The sequence below is a fragment of the Devosia polycyclovorans genome (assembly GCF_042181575.1).
GTDB classification, from domain to species: Bacteria; Pseudomonadota; Alphaproteobacteria; order Rhizobiales; family Devosiaceae; genus Devosia; species Devosia polycyclovorans.
In genome coordinates this window covers 265,158-280,635 of sequence record NZ_CP170082.1, presented here as the reverse complement: position 1 = coordinate 280,635, position 15,478 = coordinate 265,158, and the positions used below count along the sequence as shown (strand labels likewise).

At 60.1% G+C, this 15,478-nt stretch carries 17 protein-coding genes; 6 read left to right on the top strand and 11 right to left on the bottom strand.

Going from position 1 to position 15,478, the window contains the following annotated elements:
• Positions 1-11 precede the first annotated feature (11 nt).
• From ACE4RL_RS01375 to ACE4RL_RS01360, 4 genes are read right to left on the bottom strand one after another with little or no spacing between them, the layout of a single operon-like run.
• Positions 12-842, bottom strand: coding sequence for a metal ABC transporter permease (locus ACE4RL_RS01375; protein WP_375598760.1), 831 nt, complete (start codon positions 840-842; stop codon positions 12-14).
• The gene (locus ACE4RL_RS01370; protein WP_375598759.1) at positions 839-1,693 is read right to left on the bottom strand and encodes a metal ABC transporter permease; all 855 of its coding nucleotides are present in this window, start codon (positions 1,691-1,693) and stop codon (positions 839-841) included. Before ACE4RL_RS01370 ends, ACE4RL_RS01375 begins: the two co-directional genes overlap by 4 nt.
• The gene (locus tag ACE4RL_RS01365; protein ID WP_375598758.1) at positions 1,690-2,565 is read right to left on the bottom strand and encodes a manganese/iron ABC transporter ATP-binding protein; all 876 of its coding nucleotides are present in this window, start codon (positions 2,563-2,565) and stop codon (positions 1,690-1,692) included. The genes ACE4RL_RS01370 and ACE4RL_RS01365 overlap by 4 nt, the downstream gene beginning before the upstream one ends.
• A complete protein-coding gene (locus tag ACE4RL_RS01360) occupies positions 2,562-3,452 on the bottom strand; it encodes a metal ABC transporter substrate-binding protein (RefSeq protein WP_375598757.1) in 891 nt (296 codons plus the stop codon). The genes ACE4RL_RS01365 and ACE4RL_RS01360 overlap by 4 nt, the downstream gene beginning before the upstream one ends.
• 365 nt (positions 3,453-3,817) lie before the next feature.
• Here ACE4RL_RS01360 and ACE4RL_RS01355 point away from each other — a divergent pair, with 365 nt between their 5' ends.
• Positions 3,818-4,690 carry a glycosyltransferase family 8 protein gene (locus ACE4RL_RS01355; protein ID WP_375598756.1) on the top strand — a complete coding sequence of 291 codons (873 nt, stop codon included), beginning with the start codon at positions 3,818-3,820 and terminating at the stop codon, positions 4,688-4,690.
• Here the strand turns inward: ACE4RL_RS01355 and ACE4RL_RS01350 are convergent.
• From ACE4RL_RS01350 to ACE4RL_RS01325, 6 genes are all read right to left on the bottom strand, one after another.
• Complete coding sequence (locus ACE4RL_RS01350; protein ID WP_375598755.1) at positions 4,687-5,496, bottom strand: hypothetical protein; 810 nt, start codon at positions 5,494-5,496, stop codon at positions 4,687-4,689. The two genes, ACE4RL_RS01355 and ACE4RL_RS01350, sit on opposite strands and share 4 nt — an antisense overlap.
• Before the next feature lie 116 nt (positions 5,497-5,612).
• On the bottom strand, positions 5,613-6,503 hold the full coding sequence (locus tag ACE4RL_RS01345) for a hypothetical protein (RefSeq protein ID WP_375598754.1): 891 nt from the start codon (positions 6,501-6,503) through the stop codon (positions 5,613-5,615).
• Positions 6,500-7,399 (bottom strand): ABC transporter ATP-binding protein, encoded by a 900-nt coding sequence (locus tag ACE4RL_RS01340; protein ID WP_375598753.1) that lies wholly within the window; start codon positions 7,397-7,399, stop codon positions 6,500-6,502. The genes ACE4RL_RS01345 and ACE4RL_RS01340 overlap by 4 nt, the downstream gene beginning before the upstream one ends.
• The gene (locus ACE4RL_RS01335; protein ID WP_375598752.1) at positions 7,396-7,767 is read right to left on the bottom strand and encodes a GntR family transcriptional regulator; all 372 of its coding nucleotides are present in this window, start codon (positions 7,765-7,767) and stop codon (positions 7,396-7,398) included. The genes ACE4RL_RS01340 and ACE4RL_RS01335 overlap by 4 nt, the downstream gene beginning before the upstream one ends.
• 595 nt (positions 7,768-8,362) lie before the next feature.
• Positions 8,363-9,277 (bottom strand): serine hydrolase, encoded by a 915-nt coding sequence (locus tag ACE4RL_RS01330; protein WP_375598751.1) that lies wholly within the window; start codon positions 9,275-9,277, stop codon positions 8,363-8,365.
• Between the two features lie 185 nt (positions 9,278-9,462).
• On the bottom strand, positions 9,463-10,293 hold the full coding sequence (locus ACE4RL_RS01325; protein WP_375598750.1) for an EF-hand domain-containing protein: 831 nt from the start codon (positions 10,291-10,293) through the stop codon (positions 9,463-9,465).
• Positions 10,294-10,621: 328 nt separating this feature from the next.
• On the opposite strand from ACE4RL_RS01325, the gene ACE4RL_RS01320 reads away from it, so the two are divergent.
• Positions 10,622-11,458, top strand: coding sequence for an SDR family NAD(P)-dependent oxidoreductase (locus ACE4RL_RS01320; protein ID WP_375598749.1), 837 nt, complete (start codon positions 10,622-10,624; stop codon positions 11,456-11,458).
• Between the two features lie 91 nt (positions 11,459-11,549).
• Here the strand turns inward: ACE4RL_RS01320 and ACE4RL_RS01315 are convergent, their stop codons facing one another.
• A complete protein-coding gene (locus tag ACE4RL_RS01315; RefSeq protein ID WP_375598748.1) occupies positions 11,550-12,365 on the bottom strand; it encodes a LytTR family DNA-binding domain-containing protein in 816 nt (271 codons plus the stop codon).
• Positions 12,366-12,507: 142 nt separating this feature from the next.
• Here ACE4RL_RS01315 and ACE4RL_RS01310 point away from each other — a divergent pair, with 142 nt between their 5' ends.
• From ACE4RL_RS01310 to ACE4RL_RS01295, 4 genes are all read left to right on the top strand, one after another.
• A complete protein-coding gene (locus ACE4RL_RS01310) occupies positions 12,508-13,665 on the top strand; it encodes an acyltransferase family protein (protein WP_375598747.1) in 1,158 nt (385 codons plus the stop codon).
• A gap of 36 nt (positions 13,666-13,701) precedes the next feature.
• Complete coding sequence (locus ACE4RL_RS01305) at positions 13,702-14,127, top strand: VanZ family protein (RefSeq protein WP_375598746.1); 426 nt, start codon at positions 13,702-13,704, stop codon at positions 14,125-14,127.
• Positions 14,128-14,201: 74 nt separating this feature from the next.
• Positions 14,202-14,723 carry a GNAT family N-acetyltransferase gene (locus tag ACE4RL_RS01300; protein WP_375598745.1) on the top strand — a complete coding sequence of 174 codons (522 nt, stop codon included), beginning with the start codon at positions 14,202-14,204 and terminating at the stop codon, positions 14,721-14,723.
• Positions 14,724-14,737: 14 nt separating this feature from the next.
• On the top strand, positions 14,738-15,340 hold the full coding sequence (locus ACE4RL_RS01295; RefSeq protein WP_375598744.1) for an HXXEE domain-containing protein: 603 nt from the start codon (positions 14,738-14,740) through the stop codon (positions 15,338-15,340).
• Positions 15,341-15,478 lie beyond the last annotated feature (138 nt).

Here is a 15,478-nt window from a genome sequence, read left to right as displayed (position 1 = left end):
GGATAAGTGCCCTAAACCGTCGCCACCCGGCGCCTTTGCGTGGCCATGAAAGCCAGGATGAAGCAGGCGCTCATCAGGAGCACAATGGTCGGCGCCGGGGCGCTGTCGAGGAAGAAACTCAAGTAGACGCCCAGAAGGCTGCAGCCGACCGACACGCCTACCGCCACCAGCAGCATCACGCCGAAGCGGCGGGTGATGAGGAAGGCAATGGCCCCCGGCGCAATCAGCAGCGCGATGACCAGGATCATGCCCACCGCCTGCAGGGCGCCCACAATCGTCAGCGAGATCATCGCCAGGAGGCCATAATGGAGCAGGCGGGTATTGAGCCCGATGGCGCCGGCCTGCTGTGCATCGAAGATGAACAGCATCAGGTCGCGCCATTTGGCGCCGACAATCACGACCACGGCCAGGGCAATGACCACTGCCAACAGGATATCGTCCGCGCTGGCCCCCAGCATATTGCCGAACAGGATGTGGTCGAGATGCACGTCGGTGGTGATGGCGGTATAGAGCACGATGCCAAGGCCAAACAGACCCGCAAAGACCACGCCCATGACCGTGTCTTCCTTGATGCGGCTGTTCTCCTTGAGAAAACCGACCGAGAGCGCACAGACCATGCCGGCGATGAAGGCCCCGATGCCAATGGGCAGGCCCACGATATAGGCGAGGACAACCCCGGGCAGCACGGCATGGGCGATGGCATCGCCCATCAGCGACCAGCCCTTGAGCACGAGGAAACAGGAGAGCAGGGCGGTCGGCACCGCCACCAGAACACCGATTACCATGGCCTGGACCATGAAGGGCAGCTGGAAGGGCCAGAGCGCCATTTCATACCAAGTCATGGCGCGGTCTCCCCCGCTATCCGGCGGCGCGCCGCCAGCCAGCCATGCTTGGGGGCAAAGACAAACGCGGTGAGGAACACCAGTGTCTGCAGCACCACGATGATGCCGCCAGTCGCGCCATCGAGAAAATAGCTCAGATAAGCGCCGATGGCCGAAGACAGTACGCCCACAGCGATGGCGAGCAGAATAAGGCGCGGGAAACGGTCCGAAAGCAGATAGGCCGTAGCGCCCGGCGTCACGACCATGGCGATGACCAGGAAGGCGCCGACAGTCTGCATGGCGGCAACGGTCGCGGCACTAAGAAGCGTAAAGAAGATCGCCTTGAGCCAGGTGGTTCTCAGCCCGATCGAACGCGCATGGCTCTCATCGAAGAAGGTGACCATCAGATCCTTCCAGATCACCAGCATCACAGCCAGGGTCACCACCGAAATCAGCACCAATTGCAGCGTGTCTTGCGGCGTTATGGCCAGGATATTGCCCAACACGATCGATTGCACATCCACCGAGGTGGGCGATACCGAGACCATGAACAGGCCCAGGCCAAAAAAGCCGGTAAAGATCAAACCGATCACAGCGTCCTCGCGCAATTTGGTGCGCTGGGAAAGGAACAGCATTGCGCCTGCGGCAAGGCCGCCCGAGAGAAAGGCACCGAGTGAAAAGGGCAGGCCCAGCATGTAGGCGCCGGCCACACCGGGGACGATGGAGTGGCTGAGAGCGTCGCCGATCAGCGACCAGCCCTTGAGCATGAGATATGCCGACAGGAAGGCGCAGACGCCGCCGACCAGCGCTGACACCCACATGGCATTGACCATGTAGCTATAGGAAAACGGCTCGAGCAGCGCCTCGATCATTTCTCGCCGCTCGACTGCTGGTGTTCTTCCTTGCCCTTTTCGCCATAGAAAACCAGCGGACGTTCATCGTCGGTCAGCACCGAAAGGTGGCGCGGATCGTCATCGGCATGCAGGCCCTGGCCGGATAGCACGAAATGGCGCAACACGCCGCCAAAAGCTTCTTCGAGCTTTTCGCGGGTGAACACTTCGGAGGTCGGGCCATAGGCCAGCACCGTACCCTTGACCATGACGGTGCGGTCACAGAATTCGGGCACCGAGCCCAGATTGTGGGTGGAGACCAGGATCACCTTGCCCTCGTCGCGCAGATCACGCAGCAGGGCGATGATGGCGTCCTCGGTCTTGACGTCGACCCCGGTAAAGGGCTCGTCGAGCAGGATCACCTCGCCTTCCTGTGCCAGCGCGCGGGCAAGGAAGACGCGCTTTTTCTGCCCGCCGGACAACTCGCCGATTTGGCGTTTGGCATATTGGGCCATGTTGACCCGCTCCAGTGCCGCCGCGACCTTTTTGCGGTCATTGGCGCTGGGGATGCGCAGCATGTTCATGTGACCAAAGCGCCCCATCATCACCACGTCTTCGACCAGGACTGGAAAATTCCAGTCCACATCCTCGGACTGGGGCACATAGGCCACCTTGTTCTGGCGCTGAGCCTGCCGGCCCGCCTGGCCCAGAATGGAGATGGAACCGGACACAACCGGCACAAAGCCCATAATAGCCTTGAAGATCGTGGACTTGCCGGCGCCATTGACGCCGACCAGCGCGGTAATTGAACCGCGCGGGCTGGTGAAGCTGGCATGCCTCAGGGCCGTGGTGCCATTGCGATAGGCAACGGTTATGTCCTCTACCGCAATGCCGGGGCCTGCACTTTGTTTCACTGAGTAAATCCTGCGGCGATCGTCTCTGTGGTGACCTTGAGCAGATCGAGATAGGTCGGGACCGGACCGTCTGCTTCGGAAAGAGAATCCACATAGAGCACGCCGCCATACTTGGCGCCAGTCTCGCGCGCCACCTGCTCGGCCGGCTTGGACGAAATCGTGCTCTCCGAAAAGATGACTGGAATATTGTTGGCGCGTACAGCGTCGATAACGCTGCGCACCTGCTGGGGCGTTCCCTGCTGGTCGGCATTGATTGGCCAGAGGTAAAGTTCCTTGAGGCCAAAATCACGCGCCAGATAGGAAAAGGCGCCTTCCGAGGTCACCAGCCAGCGGTTCTCTTGGGGAATGGCGGCCAGCGCCTGGCGGATCGGCTCGACCGTGGCGGTGATTTGGGCCGCATAGGCTTCGGCGTTGGCATTGTAGATCTCGGCATTGGCCGGGTCGGCCTGGACGAATGCGGCGCGGATATTCTCGACGTAGACCAAAGCGTCGGTCGGCGACATCCAGGCATGCGGGTTCGGCTTGCCCTCATAGGGGCCCTCGCCGATGCCGATCGGCTCGATGCCCTTCGTCAGCACCACGCTGGGCACATCGGGCAGATTGTCGAGGAACTGGTCAAACCATTGTTCGAGGTTGAGCCCGTTCCACAGCACCAGATCGGCATCCAGCGCGCCCACCAAATCGCCTGGCGTTGGTTGGTAATTATGGATTTCAGCGCCCGGCTTGGTGATCGAGACCACATCGGCCGCCTCGCCAGCCACGTTCCGGGCCATGTCGGCAAGGATAGTGAAGGTGGTAACGGCCTTGAGACGCTCCTGTGCGGCGGCAGGCAAGGTCAGGCCCAGAGGCAGGGCGAGTAGCAAGGTTGCAATGAGGCGGCGGTGCATCTGCGTCTCCAGTTTTCGACCAGGCTCAGAACTAGTGCAATTGCAAATCATTCGCAAGTAGCTTTTTCGTCTGCGCTGCGCCAACGAGCAGCAGCAGCGGGTCATCTACCATCACGGCGGCGGCTGTGCTCTTCGGTTCGCCCCGGTCGCACAGGACCATCGCAAGGTATCCGGGCAAGACATACGTGGGTCCCCTATGCAGGGCTTGGAGCCAAATAGCCGCCCTGCCTCCTGAGACCCGTCTTATCCAGAGCGTACTCCGCCTCATCGGCGAGAAGCTTGTCAGTTGACGCACCGGCAAGGTCATGGAAAAGCGTGGCCATCCGGCCCCGTGGGGCGAAGCTGACCGGAGCGGGGTCTGATCCATGACGATGCATATTGCCCTGACATTCGACGACAATTTCTGGGCGCCGGCCTATGCCACCATGCGCTCGGTCTGTCTGTTTACCCCCGGGCGCGAAGAGCTGGTCTTTCATCTCTGTCACCGCACACTGACGCCTGAGCACAAGGCCGATCTCGAAGCGATCCAGGACGAGTTTCCGGTCAAGCTGATCTGGCATGCGCTGGATCAGATGGAGATGTTCACCGACATGGCCGCGCGCATGCCGGAAAGCGAACGCTTCCCCTCCATCGTCTATGCGCGGCTGCTGATCGACCGGCTGGTCGGTGACGAGGTCGAGCGCGTCCTCTATCTCGATTGCGACACCCTGGTGCGCGACAGCGTCAAAAAGCTGTTTGACCTCGACCTGCAAGGCAACGCCATCGCTGCGGTGCGCGATATAGCCGCCGCGCAGATCACCAGCGGCCGGGACATGCGCGAAAACCGGGATATCTTCGATCCCGCTGACTACTACTTCAATTCCGGCGTGATGCTGATCGATGTCCGGCGCTGGCGCGAAGCGCGCATCATTGAGAAAATGGAGGAACTGCACCAGGCCGGGATCATGCAGCGCATTTATTACGATCAGGATCTGTTGAACCTGACCTTCAAGGGTCAATGGCTGAGCCTCTCCTGGCGGTGGAACACCATCGATTCCATGCCCGCCCATGAAAGCCTCAACCCGGCAATTATCCACTATACCGGCGACAACAGCCCCTGGCATCTGCTCTCCACCATGCGGCCCAGCGTTGCCTTTGCTCGGCTGTACCGCCACACCATGACCAATGCCCTGTTCTACCGCTTCGCCCGGCATCGCTGGAAACGCTGGTGGCTGAAAAAGCTGCGCCTGATGCGTTAGGCCACTAAGCCAGGATCGAGCCCTTCGGCGGCGCAAAGCGCGGCAAGGGCACTGCCCTGGGCTGGCAGCGGAAGGCCGGCGCGGCCGCGATCGGTGAGCTGGCTGCGCCAGAGATGGATACCCAAAGTCTCGGGCGTGATGGCTTCATCAAGGCTCGATCCCGGCTGCATCAAAGCCGGGATGCCTTCATAGGGGACCGGGTAGAAGGTGGCGGACGACCGCACCTTGCCGGTCAATCCGTGCTTGGCGACGTAATGGGTCAGGGCCATGGGCCCAGTCGCACCGTATTGCATATGTTCGGGCGAAACCCGGTTGCCCACCAGGCGTCTCAGGGCCACTTCGAGACGTCTGAGAGGCCGCAGATGCGGCTCGAAGAGCGGACGCTTTTCATATTCGAAAATGGTCAGAAGATCGGCGAGCAGGGGCGTCTCGGCCGGAATATGCAGCACCGCGCCATTGACCGAGCCGGGCCGCTCCCAGGCAAACAGATAGTCCGGCGGGCCCTCGATGGGCCGGACGCAATAGATGTCCAGGTCGGCATAGACTCCCAAACCCATGCGCAGGACAGCGTAGCGAAAGTGGTCGGAAAAGACGCCCGGCGTGCCCCTACCTTTGTAGAAGACCAGCTTTTCCTTGGGCAGCACTTCGGCGGCATCCCGCCAGACTGCGCCTTCGGGCAGGCTTTCTATGGGGTCATAGGAATAGACATGAACCTCATGTCCCCGCCGGCAGAACGACGTGATGCACAGCACTTCGAGCCAGCTCAGCGGTCCGTGCCAGAAGCTGACAATGGGGGGCAGGGTCATGCTGGGCTCAATTCCTTCAGGTCGAAGGCATCTAGCATGGTGCCGCAAAAGAGAAAACCGCCGCACCTTTCAGCTGCGGCGGCAAGGTCTTGCGTGGGATCGTCTTCTTGGCGGACCTAGTTAGCCGGCGCGCGACGCCGGTATTCCGAAGCGATGTAGAGCACGGCAAGGGCGAATACCGCGCCAATGCCAACCTGCGGCCAGTCGAACTTCTGCAGGAAATCGGTAACGAACAAGGTTGCATCAAACGCGTCCTGTCCTTCGAAAACCCGGTCGAGATGGTCGGTGGAAACCGGCAGTTGCGAACGGTAGTCGAGATAGGCCCAGGTGCGGGTGGCAAAGGGGTGAAGGCCTCCCAGGGTCACCCATTCCAGCGCTGAAACCACGGTGGGCAGCAGCAGCGACAGTGGAATGGCCCATCGCCCCACCACGCTCCCCAGGGCGCCGACCAGAGCCATATAGGGCAGGTACCACAGGAGGCCGCAGATCAGCACAACCAGGAATACCAAAGCCATCTGGCCATAAATGCCGACAATAGCGCCGAACAGGCCGCCACTGCCGAGGCCCGCAATCATCGTGGTGACATAGGCCACCCCGAACATCAGCAGGATGCTGATCAGCGCCACGGCAAACACCGCGCCGGGCAGGATGGTTAACGCCGCCGTAATCTTGCTCAGCAGCACCTTGAAGTCGGAAACCGGCATCGATTTCCAGAACAGCATCGCGTTGTTGCGCTTGTCGGCGGCAAAACCATCCGCGCAATAGAAGAACAGCACGAATCCAAGATAGGCCAGCCACGCGCCCGAGAGACCGGCAAAGCCGGCCTCGAACACCCAATTGGGCACGACGGTCAACAATTGGCCCGAAAAGCGGGTGTCGAGCCGGTCGACGCTGAAGGCCAAGAGGGTCAGGGTGAACACCACGCCCACCAGCACCAGTGGCGCAATGAAAAAAGCCCCGCGATGCTCGATGAACTCGCGGTGGATCAGGGCGAAGAAGGCCTTCATCGGGCGGTCTCCGGATTGGCCGTGGGCCGCTGCATCAGCGCCACGAAGAGATCGGATATGGTGGGCGTGGAAATCCGGCCCAGCGGCTCCAGTTTTTCGCGCTCGACGCCGTCGAAGATGAACACGGTCTGGCCGAAGCGCGTTTCCTCATAGACCGGGCTGTGTGCGCGGGCCTGGGCCTGCGCCTCGGCGCTGTCGGCCACCAGCTGGGTGAATTTCTCGCTGACCGTCTCCATCTGCATGTGCAGGATCATTTCCCCATCGCGGATGAACATGATGTCGGAGAGCATGAACTCGATCTCGTCCACCTGGTGGGTGGTGATGATCAGCGTCCGCTCCTCGGTCATGTAATCTTCCAGCAGCCGGCGGTAGAAGCGCTTGCGATAGGTGATGTCGAGCCCGAGCGTCGGTTCGTCGAGCACGAGGAGCTTGGCGTCGATTGCCATCACCACTGCCAGGTGCAACTGCGCAATCATGCCCTTGGACAGTGTACGGATCTTCATTTCGGGCCGGATATCGGTACCCTCAAGGAATTGCCGCGCCTTTTCTGGCGAGAAATTGGGATGGATATTGGTCAGCAGCGCGAAGAGCTCGCGGACCCTGAGGAAGCGGGGTAGGCTGGCCACATCGGAAATGAAGGCGACGTTTTCCATCAGTTTGGCGCGGCGGGCGAATGGATCTTCGCCCAGCACGCGGATGGTGCCTTCGTAGCTGGTCAGGCCCAGCATGGCATTGAGCGTTGTGGTCTTGCCTGCGCCATTGTGCCCCACCAGCCCATAGATGCGGCCGGCCGGAATGTCGAAATCGAGCCCATGCAAAATCTGCTTGCGGCCGAAGGACTTGGTCAGCCCGCGCGCGGAAACGATCGGGTCGGCGGAAACGGAAAGCTCACTCATTTGGTCTGCCCTTCGCGCTTGGTGTCTGTGCTGATCAGATCCTTGAGATCGAGATCGAGCGCCTTGATCTGCGCCGCAATGCGCGGCCAGTCTTCCTTCAGGAATTTCTCGCGTTCATGAGCGAGCAATTGCGCCCGCGCGCCGCTGGTAACGAACATGCCCAGTCCCCTGCGTTTCTCCACCACCCCGATATCGACCAGGGCCTCGAAGGCCTTGGTGACCGTCAGCGGATTGACCGAAAGATCGCCGGCAATCTGGCGCACCGAGGGCAATGCGTCGCCCTCCGCTACCTGTTGCCGGAGGATCATCTCGATCAGCCGCTGCCGGATCTGTACGAAGATCGGCTGGCTGGCGTGAAAATCATCCATGTGTCTTGCCTATCTAGTGTGCTAGAGATGTAGCACACTAAACGCACAAGTCAACATCATTTGATCAAGGCCGCCAGACGACGCGTCACGGCACGGTCAGACTGCATTTGTAGAGAAGGGGAAATAGCGGAGAGAAAGGGACTCTCCGGGAATTCGGGAAGCGCGGTGCTTTTAGCGACATAGGCTCAAAAACAAATGTGTATCAGGCACATTACGACTTCAAGGGCACCATTGGACTCGAGCAAACTGTCACCCAAAATCTTAGCGGAGGGTCCGAGTTGGGGGGCCGTATCCGGACGGTCTGCTTTTGTAGAGCGTTGGCCAGGAAGCGGCCGTTCATGCAGCGCATCATCGAGCAGTTTTCCTCGTCAGTTCGTGACCTCACCCGAGCCGTTCGATGGCCCACTGCAAAGTTTTGGCTGCCGTTTAGCGGTGGCGCATGAGACCGGATCGGTATGAGCCGGCAAAGCTGGTCGAGTGCGCAGAAACACCACACTGCGGGTACTCATGAACGCAGTAGGCGCCAGCGAGCGGCATCAACCGAGCAACTGCTACCAGCGGGGCGGCCGTCCTCGTCCCGCTGGCAGCGAAACACTCAGCTACGCCACGCAACGGCTTCAGGCAGGCTTCGATGAAACAGCTCACGGCCGGTACGCCAGCCGTCCTGCAAGGTGTCACGGTTGGTCCTCCGGCTCCAGCCGGTGTCCGCCAGTGCGGTAAAGACTGTGTGAGTTGCAGGTATCATCAAGAGGCACTGTCCACCCCAACCGGCGGCTAAAAGATAGCTGTTACCGATCCAAAAACCATCAACATAAGGCAGGCATTCCGGCGGCATCGGCGGCGTCGGTTCCCCAGAGCGAGGTACGAGAGGCTCCGCGCCCAGCCAATGCATACCGAGCCTGAGGGTGTCCCGCACACTCAGGTGTAGGTGTGCGTGCCCCCAAGGAACACCCGTTGCATCGCCTTCCCACTTGTAGGCGCATATGCCGGCCGGCAACAACACTTCGTCCTCAACGAAGCTCCGGGCGGATCCGGTGCGGAGGTGAAGCTCCCGCATCAAAAGATGCATTCCGGCGTTGACATATTGTCCTGTGCTCGTTGAACGACCCAGCGCGTTAGCGATAGACGGAACCGGATCTACGGCTCGACGCTCGATTTCGTCCATGTCGGGCTCCAGCCGCCATGACTGCTTCATTGCGAGCAAATTGCCTATTGTGGGTGGACACGTGTGCCCGTCGAGCGTGACCGTGTCGTCCAGACTAGCAAAGAGGCGTTGGTGTAGCGCATGCCGTGCAGCCATCGCAACGACCGCCTTTGTAATCGAGAAAACGTTGGTTAGGCGATCAATTGCTGGTCCCCCCAGTCGAATATTTTCGCCAGAAGCAATGCCAATGCCTTGTATGTGTGCGAAGGCTGGTTCCTCGAGCATGTCAAGGCAGGTGCTGAAGATGCTATCCACAACGCCCTCTTGCCGGCTCAAAGAGGCCGAGAAACTGTCCATAAATACCATTGCCTCTCTTGGTCAGGTATTTAGTTCGGGAGCTCCGGCGACATCGTCGGAACAGTAGCGATACATCCACCGCATTGCTTGATTGGTTGGCCGGCCGGATCAGGTGATTCCGCCGGCCAACGCTGCTCCGGTGAAATGGGGTGTCGCTGCTACTCGAATGTAGCAACAACGGCACGACCCGATTTCTAGTGTTGGGTAAACTCAAGCCGGCTCAGCTTCCCATCAGCATTACTATCCACGGCACGAATGAAATCGGCTGGTATGCTGCCATCGGCATTCACGATTTTCAGCTCCATGGCATCGGCGAAACCGTCTTGGTCCTTGTCAACGGAGTCAAAGAGTTCAGCCATCACCACGCCGTGACGGCGGAAGAATTCGCCAAAGCCTAGCAGGCCGTCGCCATTCGAATCTGCGCTGGTGAACTCATCCCATATCGCATCGCCGACGTGCTTGTCAGATGGAGGCTCGTTTTGGGCCAATGCCGCAATGAAGGCAGAGGCAGAGCCGGTTCCTGGCTGCCCGACCATGAGCAGAACGTCACTCCCTGGTGGAACTTGGTCCATCGGTTTGACTACAGGCTGATGAGTTGGTGCAGCCAAAGACGATGCGCGGTGCGAAATAGCGCCCTTGAACTCATCTTGCGTCAGGACGCCATTGCCGTCGGTGTCGAGATGCTTGAAGGCACTAGTAAGATCGGGCACGGCATTCGCCGGCGAAATCGTGAGCACCACAGCGCCCAGGCCAATCAGGGTGGTCAGTGCCGCGATGGCGGGACGCCAGCGGCGCCCGGCAAAAAACATCGGGTCGTGCTTAGAATTACGTCTCATAGGCGTTTCCTTCGGGTCGAGGACGTTTCGTTCTTCTGCAGATCCCTGCAAATACACATCGATGTGCCGGCGCAGGACGGCGCTAGCCGTCACGCCTTCCTGTCGGACCTTGGCCATGAATGCCGCCTTCGTTTCGTATGGCAGCCGAAGCTCAATCACTTCGCTCTTCTTAGGTGGACGTTTCAGCATATCGACGTGCTCGCAGGGTTGCCGCGCCAGTTGAGAAGACTTGCCGGTCGATTGGAACTCAAGTCTTGTCCCGGCGCTGCCTCTACCGTGTCCGGACAGCGGCTGATTGCACGAAGCATGGCCAAAGACCTAAGCGGTTTGGGTTGAGCGGCAGACCGGAGGGATGAGCGGCGGGAATCGGTGCCATCAGCACGTTGTGCAACCTGCAAGGCCGGCGCTAGGCTTGCTGCATATCGGGTCCCGCTGGGCTGACGGGTTTCGTCCGGCGCGATTTTGCCTGTTCCGATTTGGTTTGTTCTTATTGTCCAATCGCAGAGGGAGTTGTGGCATGAAAGATGTGGTTGCACTGGTTACAGGCGCGAGCCGCGGCGTTGGCAGGGGGATCGCTCTGGCACTTCTTGCTGAAGGCGCTACGGTGCACGCAACCGGCCGTACCATGACAGAGGCCGAGGCGCAGAAGCACCCGCAGGGCGGGGGGTCATTGGAGGGGCTGATCCAGGATGCGGCGTCCTTGCCCGGCCGCCTGTTCGTGCACCGCTGCGATCACGCAGTTGATGCCCAAACCGAGGAGGTTATCAGCGACGTTGGCCGCGGCGGCAGGCTCGACATCTTGGTCAACAATGCCTGGCCGGGATATGAGCACATGGTAGAGGGCCAGGAGTTCACTTGGGGGCGGCCCTTCTGGCAGCAGCCGATCCGGCGCTGGGACGCCATGATCGACGTGGGGGTGCGCGCAGCCTTCATCGCATCGCGGGCGGCGGCTCCAATTCTGATCGGCAGTGGACGCGGCTTGATCGTCAACATCTCGTTCTGGGCCGCTGAACTATACAATGGCAATGCCATCTATGGTATTTCCAAGGCTGCAGCCAACAAGATGGCCGCAGACTTTGCCCATGATTTGCGACCTCACAATGTCGCGGCCTTGGCCCTCTACCCTGGCTTGGTCCGAACGGAGGCGGTGTTGCGCGCGGCGGAGTTCTTCGATCTGTCCAACTCGGAGTCACCGCAGTTCATCGGGCGGACCATTGCCGGTTTGTGGAGGGACAGGGACTTGATGGCAAAGTCGGGTCAGGCCCATGTGGCTGCGCAACTCGCCCTTGATTACGGCATCTCGGACATTGACGGTTCGCGACCTAGGCCCCTCACCAGGAAGGAAATATCGTAGCGCCGCCTGGACGATGTTGGACGTCCCGCTGGTGGCTGGAGCAGTCCAGTCCTCGCGTGATTGCTTCCTGCACTCGGGAAAGTCGAATTGTTCAAGGCTGTGAAACAGGAGTCGCGCCGGGCACGTTAGCGCGGTACCGGCGCGATCCCCTGAATTCGGTGCCGTCGACGAGAACGGCGGTGAAATCACCGTCGCGGCGGGGGCGGATTTCGCGCAGATGCGCCGAGTTCACAATCAGCGTGCGGTGGATGCGGGCCACATCCACCCCGGCATCCATGATCTGTTCAAGCAGCGCCTTCAAAGTGGTGCGTGCCAGGTAAACGCGCCCATCGATACAGACTTCCACATAGTTCCCGGCAGAACTCGCCCACACAAAGCTGGCGCTACTGAACATCAGCATCCGGCCACCTGACTTGAGCGTCAACCTGCCGGAGGATCGCGCCTCGTCTCGTGAAATTCTCGCGGCCTGACGCGCCTCAAGCATGTCACGAGTCAGTTTGAGCAACATCACGATGATGAAGTAAGGCAGCAGATCCTTTCGATATTCATAGAGTGCGTCGGCCAGTGGATCATCGAGGAAAGCGTAGTCCCGCCCCAAGACAAGGCGGAACGAAATCACCCGCGACACCCACATTCCCAGCATGTGGGAGGCGGAGAAAGCAATGCTGCCGGCCAAGTGTGCGACAGAAGCGCTTCGCCAAGTTTCAATTGTAAAGGGAAAACGCCGCTCAAGCGCGGCGACGGCGGGAATGAGCACGCCCAGCGAGACCACGCTGGTCACCTCGAGAATCCAAGGTTCCAACCAGTCCGGTGAGGTTCCGGCGCGCTGTGCCTCGGTGATTAGTGTCAGAGTGTTGGTGACGGCAACCCCGGCCAGGAACACCACGCCAAGCAGCCAGACGCGCATGAGCACCTGCCGCTCGAGATCCCGCTCGAATCCAGCCGACTGTCTCCTCGCCACTCGTCCCACCCGTTAGCCGCTCGTCACTCGTCGATACCCGATCCCGATCGCAAGGGCTAGGCGTCGCTGCGAACCAAAAAGCAGCTCGATGACATACACAGTTCATACCTCCCCAAAGCCCCGCCGCCACGATCTCGATTGGCTAAGGGTCGGCGCCTTTGCGGTGCTTATTGCCTACCATATCGGCATGTTCTATGTGAGCTGGGACTGGCACACCAAAAGCCGTTTCCACTCCGACGCCATTGAACCCGTCATGCGCCTGGTCAACCCGTGGCGCCTGCCACTTCTGTTCCTGATTTCGGGCATGGCCCTTCGATATGCGCTTGATCGCGTGCCCGTTGCGCAACTTTGCGGCCTGCGGCTGAAAAGGCTGGGCTTGCCATTGATGTTCGGCTTTTTTGTCCTGTGCGCGCCGCAGAGCTATTTCGAACTGCTGCAGAAAGGCGAGATCGGCGCCGATTATTGGGCGTTCTACATGGACTATCTCGATGTGGACTTCGAGTTCTCCATTCTTACCCCGGCGTGGAACCATCTCTGGTATCTGATTTATCTGCTTGTCTACACCCTTATCATCTGCGCGGCAGCAGGTCCTGCCGACCGCCTGGCCGCCTATTTGGACGGTAGTGACAATGTCTGGCTGGGCCTTGGCCTGCTGGCCATTGCTCCGATCACTTTCCTCGTCGCCAGTATCGTCCTGGCCGATCGCTTCCCGGTAACCCATGATCTGGTCAATGACTGGTTCACCCACGCGATCAGCCTGACGGCAATGCTGTTCGGTTATCTGGTCGCCCGCGCTCCGTCGTTCTGGCGGTGCGTTCGACAGACCGGCTTGTGGGCCGCTGTGTGCGCCGCGACGCTTGGTGCCGTGCTGGTGTTGGACTTGTCGCCCGTGGCGGATGGCGGAACAGTCCGGTTGATCTACGCGTGGTGCGTCATTGTGGCGATGCTTGCTGCTGCAGACAGGTACCTCAACTGCAAGACCCGACTGCTGACCTACCTGAACAAGGCAATTCTGCCGTACTACGTTCTGCATCAGACCCTGATTGTCTCCCTGGGCGCTCTAGCCACAGCCAACCACTTGCCGCTGGTGCTCGAGGCGTCCGTCGTGACGTTCGGCACCGTTACGGGGTGCCTGATCGGCTACGAACTCATCCGCCGCGTCGCATGGCTACGGCCGCTGTTCGGACTGCCGCTGCGCTCACCGGGATCGCCGGCAAATCCCATTCCGTCTCTGTCCCATCGATAGTTCCATTCTACCAGTCCCCAAGCGAAGCCTATCACCATGCAAGACACCAATAGCACCCAGCGACCAAGCGATCCGATCCTGGTCCGTGCCCTGCGCTGGATTCCCTTCACCGCGCTGTCCCTCGCGAGCGTCTGGGCGGCCAACGATGCTCCGAAGGGGCGCCGGGCACCCCAGTTCGACTGGACACTGTCCATGGACGCGGTTTTGAACGCGCTGACCAAGCTGCCCCACATCGGCTCAACCTTTGCCATCATGCTCGCCGCGGGCGCCGCATTGGGATCACGGCGGCTTACTCTTGCAGCGGTCCTGACGTTCCTTGTAAGTGCGGCTTGGGAAGTCTCGCAATCGACGGTCGTGGGCCACAATCCCCGCCTTGCCGACCTCTTTCCCAACGCATTGGGCATACTTCTTGGCTGGATTGCTTTCGCAGCGATAGCGCGCTTGGTGACCAAATGGCGATGAACGCTCCCTGCACCGAAGGGAATCGGTCGCCCCTGCCGCAAAGGTCATATCCCAGAATCGAGACCGAGCGGACTGTGCTCGACCCATGGACGCTCAACGATGCTCCCTTCTTTGCGCAGTTGAACGCTGACCCGGTGGTCCGTCGCTATCTCTATCCTGCTGTCCTTGATGCCGCTGCAGCCTATGGCGCCCTCAGTTGGATCATCGCGCACTGGCAGCGCCACGGCTTCGGATTTTTCGCAGTCCGGCGTAAATCCGACCAGGCGCTGATCGGAGGAGCAGGCCTCTCGGTAATGTCGAGCGATGAGGTTTCCGGTTCCCTCACGGTCGAGATCGGCTGGCTGTTTGCGCCCTGGTCCTGCGGCCGGGGGTTGGCCACGGAAGCGGCCAACGCCGCCCTGGACGACGCCTGGCATCGCCCCAGCATTGAGGAAGTGGTGGCCTACATGACCAAGTCGAACGTCCGTTCCCGGCGAATGGCCGAGCGACTGGGCATGACCCATGCTCCAGCCGACGACTTCGAAGATGCGACGGTGCCGATTGGTCATTGGCAGCGACCACATGTTCTCTACCGCATCAAACGACTTTCAATCTGACACAGGCCCAATCCATGTCTATTTACTCACCCACCGAGCACCGCAAGTATCTTCGTTTCACTCAGCTTCTGAACGGCGCGATGGCGGCTATCGCTTGTGCCGTGGGCGCATGGATTCTGCTGTCACCGGATCGGGCCACTGACCCGCAGTGGCTCTATCTCCTGATCTGGCCCATAGCGACACTTCACACCGTGGAAGAGTATATTTTTCCTGGAAAATTTCTGAATTACTTCAACAAGTACGCATTCGATAGTCCGACCGAGCTCGGACCACTGACCGCCAAAAGGGCGTTTCTGACCGACACCTTGACCGGAATATTCAACCCCGTCATCCTGATCCTGTTCGGTACGTTCTTCCTACCCGGAGTCTGGTTTTTCGTCGGGTTGCTTACCATCAACGGCGCATTTCATTTGCTGGAATCCATCAGGCGTGGAAACTACTTTCCGGGCCTGGTCACGGCTATCCTTTTGTACTTCCCAGGCTTCGCCTATATCACCTGGTTCTACCTGGACCAGGGATTGATTTCAGGCACTTCCATTGCGTTGACCTTCGCCCTAGCCGGTCTGGCGACCGCGGGGTTCTTCCGGCAGGTTCGCGGTTGGCAGGCCGCGGAATGATAGGCACTTTGGAAGTCACTTATGGACCGCTTCGCTTTGCCGACCGGCAGATCTCGGGGAAGAACCCACGAAGTCTTTACGGCCGGAATGGGGCGCATCAGCGATGGTCCGGAGTTCTTCTCCGGACACCGCGCTTGC